General features: G+C 72.7%; 11 protein-coding genes and 1 tRNA gene. All 12 read right to left on the reverse strand.

What is annotated here, in order from left to right:
- Positions 1-112: 112 nt before the first annotated feature.
- Positions 113-186 (reverse strand) — tRNA-Thr (locus tag ACFZAT_RS15530).
- A 99-nt stretch (positions 187-285) separates the two neighbouring features.
- Positions 286-1836 carry an alpha/beta fold hydrolase gene (locus ACFZAT_RS15535; protein ID WP_391264555.1) on the reverse strand — a complete coding sequence of 517 codons (1551 nt, stop codon included), beginning with the start codon at positions 1834-1836 and terminating at the stop codon, positions 286-288.
- Positions 1837-1910: 74 nt separating this feature from the next.
- The gene (locus tag ACFZAT_RS15540) at positions 1911-3116 is read right to left on the reverse strand and encodes a DNA polymerase III subunit delta' (RefSeq protein WP_391264557.1); all 1206 of its coding nucleotides are present in this window, start codon (positions 3114-3116) and stop codon (positions 1911-1913) included.
- A 150-nt stretch (positions 3117-3266) separates the two neighbouring features.
- Positions 3267-6542 (reverse strand): dTMP kinase, encoded by a 3276-nt coding sequence (tmk, locus tag ACFZAT_RS15545; RefSeq protein ID WP_391264559.1) that lies wholly within the window; start codon positions 6540-6542, stop codon positions 3267-3269.
- A 179-nt stretch (positions 6543-6721) separates the two neighbouring features.
- Positions 6722-9553, reverse strand: a complete 2832-nt coding sequence (topA, locus tag ACFZAT_RS15550; protein ID WP_391264561.1) for a type I DNA topoisomerase — start codon at positions 9551-9553, stop codon at positions 6722-6724.
- A gap of 337 nt (positions 9554-9890) precedes the next feature.
- On the reverse strand, positions 9891-10088 hold the full coding sequence (locus ACFZAT_RS15555; RefSeq protein ID WP_391264563.1) for a hypothetical protein: 198 nt from the start codon (positions 10086-10088) through the stop codon (positions 9891-9893).
- 100 nt (positions 10089-10188) lie between these two features.
- Positions 10189-11028 (reverse strand): ABC transporter permease, encoded by an 840-nt coding sequence (locus tag ACFZAT_RS15560; protein WP_391264565.1) that lies wholly within the window; start codon positions 11026-11028, stop codon positions 10189-10191.
- A gap of 58 nt (positions 11029-11086) precedes the next feature.
- Positions 11087-11878: an ABC transporter permease gene (locus tag ACFZAT_RS15565; protein WP_391264568.1), complete on the reverse strand. Its 792-nt coding sequence runs from the start codon at positions 11876-11878 to the stop codon at positions 11087-11089.
- The gene (locus tag ACFZAT_RS15570) at positions 11875-13098 is read right to left on the reverse strand and encodes an ATP-binding cassette domain-containing protein (RefSeq protein WP_391264570.1); all 1224 of its coding nucleotides are present in this window, start codon (positions 13096-13098) and stop codon (positions 11875-11877) included. Before ACFZAT_RS15570 ends, ACFZAT_RS15565 begins: the two co-directional genes overlap by 4 nt.
- A gap of 72 nt (positions 13099-13170) precedes the next feature.
- Positions 13171-14178, reverse strand: coding sequence for a helix-turn-helix domain-containing protein (locus ACFZAT_RS15575; protein WP_391264572.1), 1008 nt, complete (start codon positions 14176-14178; stop codon positions 13171-13173).
- 4 nt (positions 14179-14182) lie between these two features.
- Entirely contained in the window at positions 14183-15724 is a 1542-nt protein-coding gene (locus tag ACFZAT_RS15580; protein ID WP_391264574.1) for a methyltransferase, read from the reverse strand.
- A 120-nt stretch (positions 15725-15844) separates the two neighbouring features.
- Positions 15845-16501 carry a small secreted protein gene (locus ACFZAT_RS15585; protein WP_391264577.1) on the reverse strand — a complete coding sequence of 219 codons (657 nt, stop codon included), beginning with the start codon at positions 16499-16501 and terminating at the stop codon, positions 15845-15847.
- Between the last annotated feature and the right edge of the window lie 104 nt (positions 16502-16605).

Raw genomic sequence — 16605 nt, forward strand, 5'->3', positions numbered from 1 at the left:
GCTCACGCACCGCTCACGCAGGCAACGTCACGGCAACCCGGCCGTGTGACCCGCCATGCCCCGAGCAACAGAAAACCCCAGGTCACGGGCTATGTGACCTGGGGTTTGACTGAGCCGCCTTCGGGATTCGAACCCGAGACCTACGCATTACGAGTGCGTTGCTCTGGCCAACTGAGCTAAGGCGGCGTGCCCTGTTCGCACCATGATGCGATCAGCAGCGACGCCAAGTCTACACAGTTTCCGGGGGTGCTCCGAACCACCCCGCTTCGGCGTCGTTCACGCAGGTCAGGTGCACTTCTTGGCCGCGGCCGGCGGGGTGCCCTCCAGGAGGTACGTGTTGATCGCCGTGTCGATGCAGTCGCTGCCGCGTCCGTACGCGGTGTGGCCGTCGCCCTCGTAGGTGAGGAGGGTGCCCGAGGAGAGCTGGCCGGCCAGGGACTCGGCCCAGGCGTACGGGGTGGCCGGGTCGCGGGTGGTGCCGACGACGACGATGGGGGCGGCGCCCTTCGCCTCGATGCGGTGGGCGGTGCCGGTGGCGGGGACGGGCCAGTGGGCGCAGTTCAGGGCCGCCCAGGCGAAGCCCCTGCCGAAGACCGGGGACGCCTTCTCGAAGGAGGGGAGGGCCTTCTCGACGGACTCGGGGCCGGTGAAGGCGGGCGGGAGGTCGAGGCAGTTCACCGCGGCGTTGGCGAACATCAGATTGGTGTACTTGCCGCTCGGCTCCCGCTCGTAGTAGCTGTCGGCCAGGGCCAGCAGACCGGAACCGTCGCCCGACTCGGCGCCGGTCAGTGCCGCGCGCAGCTGGGGCCAGGCCGACTCGTCGTACATGGCGGCGATCACGCCCGTCGTGGCGAGCGATTCGCCCAGCTCGCGGGATTCGCCCGTGGGGATCGGGTCGGCGTCGAGGCGGTCGAAGAGCTTCTTCAGGCGGTCCGCCGCATCGGAGGCGGACGTGCTCCCGAGCGGGCAGTCCTTCTGCTTCACGCAGTCCTTCGCGAACGACTGGAACGCCGTCTCGAACCCCGCCGTCTGCCCCCGGTTCATCTCCACCGACGAGAGCGAGGGGTCCATCGCCCCGTCGAGCACCAGGCGGCCGGTGCGGCCGGGGAACAGCTCCGCGTACGTCGCCCCCAGGAACGTGCCGTACGACGCCCCCACATAGTTCAGCCGCTCGTCGCCGAGCAGGGCGCGCAGCATGTCCATGTCGCGGGCGGTCTCCACGGTCGAGACATGCGGCAGCACCTCGCCCGAGCGCTTCTCGCAGCCCGAGGCGAACTTCTCGAAGGCACCGCTCAGCTTCGTGACCTCGGCGTCGTCGTCCGGGGTCTGGTCCACCTGCGTGTACGCGTCCATCTGCGGCCCGGTCAGACACTCGACGGGCTCGCTGCGCGCCACCCCGCGCGGGTCGACGGCCACCATGTCGTAACGGGCCCGCACCTGGGCGGGGTAGCCGATCCCGGCATAGCCCTGGAGGTAGCCGATGGCCGATCCGCCGGGGCCGCCCGGGTTGACCAGGAGGGAGCCGATCCGCTTGCCGGGGCCGGTCGCCTTCTTCCGCGAGACGGCGAGCTTGATCTCGTCGCCGTCCGGCTTCGCGTAGTCCAGCGGCGCCTTCATCGTCGTGCACTGGAACCCGCTGACACCGCAGTCCCGCCAGCTGAGGTGCTGCGCGTAGAACGGCTTCAGACCGGCCGGGACCGGCGAGGGCGACGCGGACCCGGCGCCGGCGGAGGACGTGGCCCCCGACGACGCGTCTCCGCCGCTGCACCCGGAGACGAGCAGGCCGACAGTGCCGAGCGCGAGGGCGAGAGTGCGGAGCGGGCGCCTGGTGTCCATGCCCGGAGCGTAGCCGCCCCCTCACCGCACACCCGATTCCCTCCCCTTTCGGGTGATGCGCCGCGCCCTGCCCCTCAGCCCGCGCGCAGCGCCACCGTCAGCGCCTCCACCGCGAGCAGCGGCGCCACATTGCGGTCCAGGGCGCGGCGGCAGGCCGACACCGCCTCGATCCGGCGCAGCGTGCGCTCCGGGGTGGACGCGCGGGCGACGCGGTCCAGGGCGTCCTCGGCGTCGGCGTTGGCTATCGCGATCCGCGAGCCGAACTGCAGGGCGAGCACATCGCGGTAGAAGCCGGTCAGCTCCGTGAGCGCCAGGTCGAGGCTGTCGCGCTGGGTGCGGGTCTTGCGGCGCTTCTGCTTGTCCTCCAGCTCCTTCATCACTCCGGCCGTCCCGCGCGGCATCCGGCCCCCGGCGGCGGCCCCGAGCGCCGCCTTCATGTCCTCGGTCTCCTTGGCGTCCACCTCTTCGGACGCCTGCTTGGCGTCCTCGGTCGCCGTGTCGATCAGCTCCTGCGCCGCCTTGAGGCAGCCCCCGATGTCCTCGACGCGCAGCGGCAGCTTCAGCACCGCGGCCCGCCGCGCCCGGGCCCGCTCGTCCGTGGCGAGGCGGCGCGCCCGGCCGATGTGCCCCTGGGTCGCGCGGGCGGCGGCGGCGGCCCGCTCCGGGTCGATGCCGTCCCGGCGCACCAAGACGTCGGCGACCGCGTCGACCGGCGGCGTACGCAGGGTGAGGTGGCGGCACCGCGACCGGATCGTCGGCAGCACGTCCTCCAGCGAGGGCGCGCACAGCAGCCACACCGTGCGGGGAGCGGGCTCCTCGACGGCCTTCAGCAGGACGTTGCCCGCGCCCTCGGTGAGGCGGTCGGCGTCCTCCATGACGATGACCTGCCAGCGCCCGACGGCGGGCGAGAGCTGGGCGCGGCGCACCAGCTCCCGGGTCTCCTTCACCCCGATGGAGAGCAGGTCGGTGCGGATCACGTCGACGTCCGCGTGCGTACCGATGAGGCTGGTGTGGCAGCCGTCGCAGAAGCCGCAGCCCGGCGCGCCGCCCAGCGCACGGTCGGGGCTCGTGCACTGGAGCGCGGCGGCGAAGGCGCGGGCGGCCGTGGAGCGCCCGGAGCCCGGCGGGCCGGTGAACAGCCAGGCGTGCGTCATCTTCGAGCCGGGCGGCACCGGCTCCCCCGCCGCGTCGGCGGTGACCAGCACGTCGGCGTCCCGGGCGGCGGCGCTCAGCTGCTCCTGCACCCGGTCCTGGCCGACCAGGTCGTCCCACACGGACATGGGGCACCGCCTTTCCGCTTCGCTCGACGCGTGGCTCCCGTCGCTCCGGTCTCCCATTGTGAGGGACGGGTCTGACAACACGGACGCCGATGGCCCCGCACCCGGGGAGGGCGGCGGGGCCATCGGCGTACTTCCGTCGGCGCCGGGCGGTCAGCGGCGGGGCCGTCGTCCCCGGCCGCCCGAGGACTCCGGGCCCTCGTCGTCGTAACCGCCGAGCAGTTCGTCGGCCAGACTGGGCAGGTCGTCCAGCGGGGTCTCCTCCGCCCAGTCGGGCCGGGGGCGGCGGGGCCGCTGCTGCTGCGCGTGCGGATCGGTGATCTGCGGCAGCTCACGGGTGCGCTCGTTGTCGCCCTCCGGCTGCCGCTCGTCCCGGAAGATGCCGCGCGGCACGCGGTCGGCCGGGTCGGAAGCCGGTACGGCCGGCAGCACCGTCGTCTCCTCGGAGTCGTCCGAGAACTTGGGGATCACGGTCGTCTCGTCCTGGTCGGACGGCCGGGGCCCGCGGCCCCGGCCGGAACCGGACTCCGGATCAGCTGGCGCGGGAACGGGCTGCGTGATCTCGTTCGGGTCCACGATCGGCGTGGGCACGGTCAGCTCGTTGTCGGGCCCGGCGGGCTCGTCGCCGCTGCCGGAACCCTTGGCCTCCGGCGAACCCCCGGAGTCCTGCCGCAGCCGGGACTCCTCCTCCCGGGCGGCCCGGGCGCGGGCTTCCTGCTGCGCGGCCAGGGCGCGGGCCTCCTCCTCGCGGGCGGCCCGCTCGCGGGCCCGCTCCTCGGCGGCATCCGCTTCGGCCCGGGCCTTCGCCTGGGCTTCCGCTTCCGCCTGGCGGCGGGCGGCCTCGGCCCGGACGAGGGCCTCCTCGGCCTTGCGCTGCTTCTCCAGCCGCGCGGCCTCGGCCTCCTTGCGGAGGCGGGACTCCTCCTCCGCCTGCCGGCGCAGTCGGGCCTGCTCCGCTTCGTACGCCGCTTCCTCGGCCTCGCGGCGCCCGCGCTCGGCCTCGGCGACGCGCCGGGCCTCCTCGGCCTGCTGCCGTTCCTCCTCGGCCTTGCGGGCGGCCTCCTCCTCGGCGCGGCGCCTGGCCTCCTCCGCCTGGCGCTCGGCTTCGCGGCGGCGGGCTTCCTCCTCCTCGCGGCGCTTGCGCTCCTCCTCCTCGGCGCGGAGCTTGGCGAGCTGCTCCTGCCGCTCGCGCTCCAGCCGTTCCTCCTCGGCCTTGCGGGCGGCCTCTTCCTCGGCCCGGCGCCTGGCCTCCTCCTCGGCGGCCTTGCGGGCCTCCTCGCGGGCCTTGATCTCGGCCTCGGAGAGCGGCAGGACCTGGTCGAGGCGGTGGCGTACGACCGTGGTGATGGCCTCCGGTTCCTGCGCGGCGTCCACCACGAGGTACCGCGTCGGGTCGGCGGCGGCCAGGGTCAGGAAGCCGGAGCGCACCCGGGCATGGAACTCCGGCGGCTCGGACTCCAGCCGGTCGGGCGCCTCGGTGAACCGTTCCCTCGCGGTCTCGGGCGCGACGTCCAGCAGGACGGTCAGATGCGGTACGAGGCCACTCGTCGCCCAGCGCGAGATGCGGGCGATCTCGGTGGGGGCCAGATCGCGGCCCGCGCCCTGGTAGGCGACCGACGAGTCGATGTAGCGGTCGGAGATGACGACGGCGCCGCGCTCCAGGGCCGGGCGGACGACCGTGTCGACGTGCTCGGCGCGGTCGGCGGCGTACAGCAGGGCCTCGGCCCGGTTGGAGAGCCCGGCCGACGACACGTCGAGCAGGATGGACCGCAGCCGCTTCCCGATCGGGGTCGCGCCCGGCTCACGGGTGACGACGACCTCGTGGCCCTTGGCCCGGATCCACGCGGCGAGCGCCTCGACCTGGGTGGACTTGCCGGCTCCGTCGCCGCCCTCCAGGGCGATGAAGAAACCGTTCGCGGCGGGCGCGACGGCCGGATCGCCGCCGCGCAGCGCCTCGCGCAGATCGCGCCGCAGCGATACGCCGGAGCGGTCGTCGGTCTTCGCGAGGACGATGACCGCGACGGGCAGCAGCAGGGCGCCGACCAGCATCAGGGTGAACGCGGCGCCGCCGTGCGCGAAGACGAAGTCGCCGATGGTCAGCCGGTGCGTGCCGATGGCCGCGGCGACCAGGGGGCCGCCGAACGCGCCGAGGGCGATGAGGATCCGGACGACGGCCTGGAGGTGCTCGCCGATCCTGGTCCGCCGGGCCTCCTCGGTCTCCAGGTCGACGAGGACATGACCGGTGTTCGCGGCGACGCCCGCCGCGAACCCGGCGAGTACGGCGAGCAGGACGACGGTCGCGGTGTCCGGGACGAGGCCCATCGCCAGGAGGGCGATGCCGGTGACGGCGGTGGCGAACGAGAGCATCCGCCGCCGCGACAGGGTGGGCAGCACCTTCCCCGCGGTACGGATGCCCACACCCGTACCGCCGGTCAGGGCGAGCACCAGCAGGGCGAGGGTGACGGGCCCGCCGCCGAGGTCGCTGGCATGCAGCACGGCGACGGCGGCCGCGGCCGCGATGGCTCCGGCGACCGCGGCGCAGGTGGCGACGATCAACGGGATGGAACCGGTGCGGCCCTTGTCGGGGCCGTTCCCCCCGGACGGCCGGCGCAACCCCTCCAGGGGCGAGCGCGGGCGGGGCGTCTGCGTACCGGGCAGTTCCAGGAAGTACAGGGTGGAGATGGAGGCGGAGAACAGTCCGGCCGCGACGTACGAGCCGAGGGCCGCCTGATGGAACGAGAACCAGTCCAGGCCGGAGCCCAGCAGGCTGCCGATGACCGTGGCGACCAGCAGAACGGCCGCGGCGAGGGGGACGGCCGCGAAGTCCGTACGCAGGGACAGCCGGCGCAGTGCGTCGAGGTGGTCCGGCAGCGGCCGCACCGCGGCGCCCTCGATCGGCGGGGCGGGCAGCAGCGCGGGCGCCGCGCTCTCCTTGGCGACGGTCCAGAGCCGCTCGGCCACCCCGGACACGAAGACGGTGACCAGGATCATCGTGAGCGCGTTGGAGGGCGTCCAGTCGATCCACAGGGGCGCGACGACGAGCAGCAGGAGCCGCACCGCGTCGGCCCCGATCATCAGCCACCGCCGGTCGACCGGCCCGCCCGGCGCCGTGAGCGACGTCAACGGCCCCAGAAGTACGGCTCCGAAGAGCAGGGTGGAAATGATCCGGGCCCCGAACACGGCGGCGACGGCAAAGGCCGCCCCCCGGTATCCGGTCCCGAGTGAGCCCTCGAGGACCGCCGCTTGCAGCGACAGCAACACCAGCACGAGAAGGGCGAGTGCATCGCCGGTACTGCCGACGAGCTGTGCGCTCCACAACCGCTTCAGCGGAGGAACACGCAACAGGGCTCGAACGGCGCGCTCGCGTGAGTCTGCGGCAAGTGCGTCGGAGGTGGGGCTCACGACCGTAGGCTGCTCGGCTCGCGTCATCCGCCCAGCCTAACGGGCCACCCACATCCCCCGTGCCCCCACCCGAACAAACACCCACCCAGCCCCACCACGGAACCCGGCCCCGCCGGCGTTCGAGGCGCGGGGCCCGGGGCAGAGCCCCGGTTTCGGGAAGGGGTGGGTAGGGGACAGGGCCCGCCGCAGGCGCCGCCCCGCCCCGCCTACTCCTCCGCCGCAGCCTTCTTGGCGACAGCCTTCTTCGCCGCCGTCTTCTTCGTGGCCGCCGTCTTCTTCGTGGCCGCAGCCTTCTTCGTGGCCGCAGCCTTCTTCGCCGGCGCCTTCTTCGCCGCAGCCTTCTTCGCCGTCTTCTTCTTCGCCGGCCCCTTGGCCCGCTTCTCCGCCAGCAGCTCGAATCCCCGCTCCGGCGTGATCTCCTCGACGCTGTCCCCCGTACGCAGCGTCGCGTTCGTCTCCCCATCGGTGACGTAAGGACCGAACCGCCCGTCCTTCACCACGACCGGAGACCCGCTCACCGGGTCCGTGCCCAGCTCCTTCAGCGGCGGCTTGGCCGCGGCCCGCCCCCGCTGCTTCGGCTGCGCGTAGATCGCGAGCGCCTCGTCGAGCGTGATGTCGAAGATCTGGTCCTCCGACGTCAGCGACCGCGAATCCGTGCCCTTCTTCAGGTACGGCCCGTAGCGCCCGTTCTGTGCCGTGATCTCGACGCCTTCGGCGTCCACGCCGACCACCCGGGGCAGCGACATCAGCTTGAGCGCGTCGTCCAGCGTCACCGTGTCGAGCGACATCGACTTGAAGAGCGAGGCCGTCCGCGGCTTCACCGCGTTCTTGCCGGTCTTCGGCGTGCCCTCGGGCAGCACCTCGGTGACGTAAGGCCCGTACCGCCCGTGCTTGGCGACGATCTGGTTCCCGCTCACGGGATCCGCCCCGAGCTCGAAGTCGCCGCTCGGCTTCGCCAGCAGCTCCTCCGCGTGCTCGACGGACAGCTCGTCGGGCGCCAGGTCGTCGGGGATGTCCGCCTTCTGGTACCCCTCGGCGTCCTTCTCGCCCCGCTCGATGTACGGCCCGTACTTCCCGACGCGAAGCTTGATGTCGTTGCCGACGGGGAAGGACGAGATCTCCCGCGCGTCGATCGCGCCGAGGTCGGTGACGAGCTCCTTGAGGCCGCCGAGGTGGTCGCCGTCGCCGTTGCCCGCGTCGGAGGCCGCCCCGACACCGGCCGTGTCGTCGCCCTCCTGCGTACCGAAGTAGAACCGCTTCAGCCACGGCACGGACTGGGCCTCACCGCGTGCGATGCGGTCGAGGTCGTCCTCCATGCGGGCCGTGAAGTCGTAGTCCACCAGCCGGCCGAAGTGCTTCTCCAGCAGGTTGACCACGGCGAACGAGAGGAACGACGGCACCAGGGCCGTGCCCTTCTTGAACACGTAGCCGCGGTCGAGGATGGTCCCGATGATCGAGGCGTACGTCGACGGCCGGCCGATCTCGCGCTCTTCGAGCTCCTTGACGAGCGAGGCCTCGGTGTACCGGGCCGGCGGCTTCGTCGCGTGGCCGTCGACGGTCATCTCGTCGGCGGACAGCGCGTCGCCCTCGGTGACCTGCGGCAGCCGCCGCTCGCGGTCGTCCAGCTCGGCGTTCGGGTCGTCGGCGCCCTCGACGTACGCCTTCATGAAGCCGTGGAAGGTGATCGTCTTGCCGGACGCGGAGAACTCGGCGTCCCGCCCGTCGCTCGCCCGCCCACCGATCTTGACGGTGACCGAGTTACCGGTCGCGTCCTTCATCTGGGAGGCGACGGTCCGCTTCCAGATCAGCTCGTACAGCCGGAACTGGTCCCCGGTGAGACCGGTCTCGGCAGGGGTGCGGAAGCGGTCGCCGGAGGGGCGGATCGCCTCGTGCGCCTCCTGCGCGTTCTTGACCTTGCCGGCGTACGTACGCGGCTTCTCGGGCAGGTAGTCGGCTCCGTACAACTGCGTGACCTGCGCCCGGGCCGCGGAGACCGCGGTGTCCGAGAGGGTCGTGGAGTCGGTACGCATATAGGTGATGAAGCCGTTCTCGTACAGCTTCTGCGCGACCTGCATCGTGGCCTTCGCCCCGAAGCCCAGCTTCCGGCTCGCCTCCTGCTGGAGGGTCGTCGTACGGAAGGGCGCGTACGGGGAGCGGCGGTACGGCTTCGACTCGACGGACCGCACGGCGAACGAGGAGTCCGCGAGCGCGGCGGCCAGCGCCCGGGCGTTCGTCTCGTCCAGGTGCAGCGTCTGGCCGGAGGCGGACTTCAGCCGCCCGTCCGCACCGAAGTCGCGGCCCTGGGCGATGCGACGCCCGTCGACGGCGCTGAGCCGGGCCGTGAAGGTCGAGGGGTCGGAGGCGTCGCCGCCCCGCCCGGTGGCGAAGGTTCCGGTCAGGTCCCAGTACTCGGCGGAACGGAAGGCGATGCGCTCGCGCTCCCGCTCGACGACGAGCCGGGTGGCGACGGACTGGACGCGGCCCGCCGAGAGCTTCGGCATGACCTTCTTCCACAGGACCGGCGAGACCTCGTAGCCGTAGAGGCGGTCGAGGATGCGGCGGGTCTCCTGGGCGTCGACCATGCGCTGGTTCAGCTCGCGCGGGTTGGCGACGGCGGCGCGGATCGCGTCCTTGGTGATCTCGTGGAAGACCATCCGGTGGACGGGGACCTTGGGCCGCAGGACTTCCTGGAGGTGCCATGCGATGGCTTCGCCCTCGCGGTCCTCATCGGTGGCGAGGAAGAGTTCGTCGGACTCGGCCAGCAGCTGCTTCAGCTTCCTGACCTGGGCCTTCTTGTCCGCGTTGACGACGTAGATCGGCTCGAAGTCGTTCTCGACATCGACGCCGAGACGGCGCACCTCACCGGTGTACTCGTCGGGCACCTCGGCGGCGCCGTTCGGGAGGTCACGGATGTGCCCGACGCTCGCCTCGACCACGTATCCGGGGCCGAGGTAGCCCTTGATCGTCTTCGCCTTGGCAGGGGACTCGACGATGACGAGTCGGCGGCCGCCCTGTGCGGTCTCGCTGGTCGGGGACAACTTCGCTCTTCTCTCCGGTCGACGCTCGGTGGGCATCCGGGGCAGCGCGAGGGCGCTGCCGACAGTGCTGTCGCTGCGGAGTGTGACGGTACAACCCGCCCCCGTGTCAAACGGCAAAAGCCCGCAACGGCCACTCGAACGGTAACCCGACTTCCGCCATTCCTGCCGCCCGGCCCGCTCGGTCCGCCGCGCACACGGCCACGGCCTGCGGGTTTCGGCGCGGTGCGGACCGCCCTGCGGACGCGGGGCACGAGGGGCACCCGGCCCGGGCGTGTTTCCGGCCTCACCACCGGGTCCCGGACCGGCCCGGCCCCGTACGCCTGACCCAAGGGCGCACTCACACGCGACCGAGGCACCACACCCCGAGGACGAGGAAAAGTACGCCGAACACGGTGGCGAGTGCGGTGGAGACCAGGGGGCGCACCCCGTACGCCACCGGCGCGCGGTGCAGCACGCGCGCCCCCGTCCACAGCAGCAGCGCCGCGCCGAACAGTGCGAACGTCGTTCCGGCGAGAGCAGCGGGCCCGCTCTCCATTCCGTACGCCTCCCTCTTCCCCTGCCACGTCTCGGTTACGCGGGGAGGCTCCCACCGCGGAGCGTCGCGGACGCCAACACGGGGTGAACAGCAGGACCGGTCACATCACGTCGAGCGTGGCGCGCCGCCTGCTCCCCCGTTCGAACAGTGCGAGCAGGACTACGGCGAGCAGGGCGTATCCGGCGCCGGTCAGCAGTTCCGCGGCGATGCCCCGGCCGTCGAGCCCGCCCCCGGCGGACAACTGACGCGCCGCGTCGGCGGCGTGAGTCAGCGGCAGGACGTCCCCGACGGCCCGCATCCAGCCCGGCAGGGTCTCCCGCGGCACGTTCGCTCCGGTCAGGAGAAGGAGTACGGAAGCGGCCACGTTCGATACGAGGAACACGTCCCGGAAGCGCAGCCCCAGCGCCCCCAGCGCCAGGCCGAACGCGGAACATCCGGCAGCGGCGGCGAGCAGGACCGCGCCGAGCCCCGGAAGGGCCCCAAGCGGAATGCGCAGATCGAGCAGCAGGCAGGCGGCGGAGAGCGTGAAGAGGCTGATGACGAGACCGTTCAGCACATACGGGAGCGCCCGGCCGAACCAGAGCGGAGCACGGCGGCGGGGGCTGAGCAGGACCGCGCCGAGCGTCCCGTAGCGCCGCTCGTTGGCGACGGCCATCGTGCCGCCGTACACACAGGCTGTGGACGAGGAGATCACCGCGTTGCCGAGCAGGTAGAAGCGGTCGTCGGCGACGCCCAGCTGCCGTCCCAGGAAGACGAAGAAGAGGAGTTGCAGCAGCGGACCGACGAGCAGGGTGCCGATGAACATGGGCGGTGTCGTCCAGTTGAAGAGCGCCCGGTACGAGAGGGCGCCGCCGATCACCACGAGCCTGGCCGAGGAAACGATCCGGCGGTGGCGGCCGGGTGCGGAACCGGAATCCGCGTGGGGGGTACGGACGGGCATGCGGGCAACTCCTGGGGAGTGGGGCGGAAGGGGAGGCGGGACGCGACGGCGCGCCGGGTCAGGCCAGGGCGAGGGTCGCGGCGGCCCGCGCGCGCTGTTCGACGCGGCCCAGCACGAGAACGGCGAGCAGCGCGTAGAGCGCCCCGAGTCCGAGGGCGGCGCCCATCGGCACCAGCACCTCGGCCGCGCCCGCCCCGCCGGAGGTCGCCGCGTGCACCGCGCGGGAGCCCCAGGTGGTGGGCAGCGCCCAGGAGACCGGACGCGTCCAGTCCGGCAGCACGGTGATCGGCACGAGCATCCCGGAGAGCAGCCACACGGGCGCGTCCAGCGGGTTGGCCAGCGCATTCGCGTTGCGCAGCAGGACGAAGGTGGCGGCGAGCAGCAGCCCCATCATCCCGAGCGAGAGGACGCAGACCGGGACGGCGGCCAGGAAGAGCACGGGATGCGCGAAGTCCAGCGGCACGTCGAAGAGCACGGCACCCCACAGCACCGTCGCACCCATGGAGTAGGTGCCGATGACGGCGGTGGCGAGGGTGATGGGCAGCAGGACGAGGGAGAGCGGGGTGGGCGAGGCGACGAGCGTCTCCAGGGTGCCCAGCCAGCGCTGGTTCTGCACGGCCCCGCCGGATCCGAAGAGGACCGAGGACCAGATACCCATCAGTCCGGCTCCGACGGCCGCGGTCAGCAGCCGGTCCGGGTCGTCGGCGGCGCGGAAGAGGTAGACGGAGAGGGTCGCGTAGACCAGGGGCACGAGGACGGCGAAGGTGATCTCCAGCGGCGAACGGCTCATGTACGCCACGTGTGTCCGCACGCCGACGGCGGTCAGGCGCAGGGCCCGGGCGGGCGTCATGCGGCGACCTCGCCGTCGAGGTGGCGGTCCGTCCCGGAGCCGGTGGCCGGCTCGGCGCGGCCCGGCCCGTCCGGTGCGGGCTCCGCGGGGAAGGGCCCGTCCGGTGGTGCGGTTTCCGGGCCGGAGGGGTCGTCCGACGCGGACTCCGCGCGGGAGGGCCCGTCCGGTGCCGGCTCCGCGCGGGAGGGCCCGTCCGGTGCCGGCTCCGCGCGGGAGGGCCCGTCCGGTGCCGGCTCCGCGCGGGAGGGCCCGTCCGCCTCCTCCACGATCGCGATGTAGGCGTCCTCCAGCGTGGGTTCCCGGGTGACGACCCGTCCGACGCGGACTCCGTCGAGCGCCGCAAGCACCTGTCCGTGCAGGTCGGCGCCGTGCTCCGTCTGCACGATGACGGCCTGTCGGCTGCCCCGGTCCTCGGCGGCCACGCCGTGCACCCCGGCCACGGCGCGGATGCGTTCGAGATGGTTCTCGTCCGCCCCGTAGGCCTCGATCTCCAGGATGCCGCGTTCCTGAACGCGGGACTTGAGCCGGTCCGGTGTGCCGAGCGCCCGGATGGTGCCGCCCGCGATGACGGCGATCCGGTCGCACAGCTCGTCGGCCTCCGCCATGTAATGCGTGGTCAGCAGCACCGTGGTGCCGCCGGCGCGGAGGTCGGCGACGGTGCGGCGGAGGTCGCGCGCCGCCACCGGGTCCACGCCGATGGAGGGTTCGTCGAGGAACAGGACGTCGGGGCTGTGCAGCAGGCCGCGCGCGATGTGCAGCCGCTGCCGCATGCCCCGCGAGTACCCTTCGACGCGCTCCTTCTCGCGCCCCGCGAGGCCCACCAGGTCGAGCAGTCCGGCGATGCGCCGCTTCTGGTCCCGGGGCTCGACTCCGTACAGCTCGGCGAAGTAGCGCAGGTTGTCGAGGGCGGAGAGCCGGTCGTACAGGCCCCGGTCGCCGCCGAAGACGTAACCGATCCGGCGGCGCACGGCGACCGGATCGGACGCCACGTCGTGCCCGAGTACCCGGGCCGTGCCGGAGGTGGGCAGCAGCAGGGTGTTGAGCATCTTGATGGTGGTGGTCTTGCCCGCGCCGTTCGGCCCGAGGAGCCCGAAGAGCTCGCCGCGCGCCACCTCGAAGGTGATCCCCCGCACGGCTTCGGTCTCGGTGCGGCGCGGACGCAGGAAGCCGGTCCGGCTGGTGTAGGTGCGGCGCAGGTTCTTCGCCTCGATCGCAAGCATGGCCCGGACGCTAGGTCCGCCGCTGCCGCCCTGCCATCGATTCGGAACCCTCCGAATCGTCCGCGCTCCCTCCTACGAGACCGCGCGCAGTACGTCCTCCCCCGAGAGCAGCGCGAGAAGGGCGCGGCCGGTGTCGGTGAGCTGGTAGTAGACGCTGCGGCCTATGCGGTGCCGGGTGACGACATCGGCCTCGGCCAGGGCCGACAGATGCTCGGAGACCGTGCTCGGCGCGAGCCCGAGCCGGTCGGCGATCCCGGCGGTGGTGAGGGGGCCGCCGAGCTGGCGCAGGACGGAGGCCCGGCCCCGGCCCAGCAGCAGCCCGAGCCGGTCGCCGCTGTCGGCGCGCTCCACCGGCCGCTCGCGCAGGGCGCCGGCGCCGCGCGCCTGGAAGGACACCGTCAGGACCTCGGGGTCGTCGGTGGAGTAGAGCCGGCAGCCCTCCGCGAAGACGAGGGGCACGAGCAGTAGCCGCCGCTCGCCGGCCCGGTACTCCGCGTCGATGTGCTTCGTCAGCTCCAGGACCGGCGGCTGCCACCTGGCCCGGCTCTCCAGGCCGGTGAAGAGCGCGTCGATGCCCTCGGTGGCGAAGGTCCGGGCCCGGATGAGCACTTCGTCCTCGACCAGGCGGCGCATGACGGGCCAGTGGACGGCCAACGCACCTTCCCAGTACGCCGCGTACGCGTCGGCGAGCGCCTCACACGCACCCTCGGGATCGACGAGATACGGGCGTACGAGGGGATGGTCCTCCAGCCCCGCGTAGTGCTCGGCGATCCCCGCGCGTACGACATCGGCCGGCGTCGTCCGTACGGCGTCCAGCTCCGCCTCGACGGCGGTGGCCCCGACCGGCCGGGGCAGCATGAAGTCCGGGAACTGGTGGGGGCCGTCGATCAGCAGCCGGAGCGCATGCGTCCGGTCGTCCTCGCGCAGCACTTCGCGGGCCCGCACCACCCATTCCTCGTACGGGCGGGAGGGGTGGCGGTGCGGCATCGTGAGGTGGAGGCTGCAGAAGGCGTCCCACAACGGGCTGATGGCGATGCGGGTCGCGCCGAGCGACGCCTCGTCCAGCTCGATCCGGATCATCCGGTCACCGCCCGCCCGGCGGCAGCGGCTCCAGGAAGCCCTCCTCGACCAGCAGCCGGATGGCCTGCGGGGTGCGGTCCCTCAGCAGCACCGGGTCCTCGTTCATCAGCTGGGCGATGGCGTCGAGGATGCGCCCGGCGGGCAGCGAGCCGTCGCAGACCCCGGCGAACCCGGCGCCGACCGCGTCGACCTTGGTGGCCCGGCGCATGCCACGGTTCTGACGGAGCACCACATGCTCCGGGTCCTCCGCCCCGGGCATCCCCACCTGCTCCTGCACCACCTCGGCGGCCAGGGTGAAGTGGGCGGCGAGGAGCGCGGCGTCGTCCTGCTCGCGCAGATAGTCCTGGCGGGCGAAGTGGGCCTCGACGGCGGGGCCGAGCGGCTGCTCCACCGCGTGCGGCCACTCCTCGATCACGACGGAGGGGCTCCCGGCGGCGGCCGCGGCGGACTTCCGCAGGGTGATCCAGCCGAAGCCGACTCCCTTGGTCCGCCGCGCCTCGAACTCGTCCAGCCAGGCGTCGTACCGCGCCTCGTACTCCACCGGGTCCGTGCGGTGGTCGCCGCTGTCGCGCAACCACAGCTCCGCGTACTGCGTGACGTCCTGCACCTCGCGCTGCACGATCCAGGCGTCGCACCCCGCCGGGACCCAGGTGCGCAGCCGGTCCTGCCACTCCTCGTCCTCGGTGTGCTCCCAGTTGGCCAGGAAGTGCGCGAAGCCGCCCTCGTTGAGCCGGCCGCCGGTCTGCCGCACCAGGGTCCGGCACAGGTCGTCACCGGCCATTCCGCCGTCGCGGTAGGTGAGCCGGGCGCCGGGGGAGATGACGAACGGCGGGTTGGAGACGATCAGGTCGAAGGTCTCGTCGCCGACCGGCTCGTACAGCGAGCCCTCGCGCAGGTCCGCCGGGGCGGCGCCGGACAGGGCGAGGGTGAGCCGGGTGAAGGCGAGGGCGCGCGGATTGAGGTCCGTCGCCGTGACCCTGGTGGCGTGCTGCGCGGCGTGCAGCGCTTGGATGCCGGAGCCCGTACCGACATCCAGGGCGGAGTCGACCGGCTTGCGGACGGTGATCCCGGCCAGGGTGGTGGAGGCCCCGCCGATGCCGAGGACGACGCCCTTCTCGCGCGAGCCGATCCCGCCGGCGCCGCCGACCGCGCAGCCGAGGTCGGAGACGATGAACCAGTCCTCGCCGTCCGGCCCTCCGTACGGCCGGACATCGACGGTCGCCCGCACCTCACCGGCCGTCTCGGTCAGCCAGCCGTCCGCCACGCACTCCTTCAGCGGGAGCACGGCCGCCGCCCGCTCGACAGGCACGGGCCGCTGGAGGAGGAAGAGGCGCACCAGCGCGTCGAGCGGCGTGTCACCACGGGTGGCCCGCGACGCCGGAACCGTCTCGCTGCGCGCCAGGGCGGCGTAGGCGGGCGCGCCGAGCCGGTCGAGGAGCCCGTCGGCCGTGAACGCGGCCGCGAGCAGGGCCTCGCGAAGCCGGTGCGCGTGGTCCGCCGCGGGAAGGTCTGCTGCGAAAAGGCTGGTCTTACTCACGTGCTCCATTGTGACGGCTCCCACTGACAACGGCAGCGACCCGGCCACCGCACCGGGTATCCCCGGGGTGGCCGGGCCGCTCACCCGGTCTCCGTACGCTCACCGCGGGCCGTGGCTCCGGCCGCCCGGTTACGCCTTCTTGCCGGCGGACGCGGAGGGAGACGCTTCCTTCGACGGCTCGGTCGAGGGCTTCGCGGAGGGCTCGGAGTCGTCCGCCGAGCCGCCCGAGGGAGACGCCGAGGCGGTCGGCTTCTGGCAGCCCTCCTGCTTGGCCATCGCGGTGCCGACATCGCCGGACTGGAGCTTCTGCAGCGCCTGGTCACCGCTGGTGCTGATCTTGTTCAGCTCCTCCGCGACGCCCTTGAGGCCGTCGGCGAACTTGCCCTGGTCCTTCGTCTCCAGGTCGTCGACCTTCCCCTGGAGCTTCGCGTAGGCCGCGGAGGAGGCGTTGAGCTCCTTCACGGCCTCCTTCTGCGTGGTCTCGCCGTCGTCCACCGGCGGCGGACCCGCCGAATCGACGGCCGAGCCCAGCGCCTTGTACGCCTGCGAGATCTGCTGGAAGGCCGCGGAGTCGGTCTTCTGGACGTCCGCGGGCTTGCTGTTGTCGGAGGTCTGCTGCTGGATGGACGCGTTGGCGTTCGCGATCTTCTGCAGCTGCGGCTGAACCTGGTCGCAGACCTTCTTCGCCCAGTCGTTCACCTTGTCGTCGCTGTCGTCGCTGCAGCCCGACAGTGCCAGTACGAGTACCGCTCCGCCGGACAGCGCGGCTGCAAGCTTCTTGTTCACCGGTTTGGTCCCTTCCAAGGCTCTCGGCCCCGGAACTTACACGTCGAACGCCCTCCATCCGGGTGCCAGGCGTCCGATAAGGAGGCTTTTGCAGCCATTTGCAC

The organism is Streptomyces sp. NPDC008163 (assembly GCF_042956885.1).
Lineage (GTDB): Bacteria > Actinomycetota > Actinomycetes > Streptomycetales > Streptomycetaceae > Streptomyces > Streptomyces drozdowiczii_A.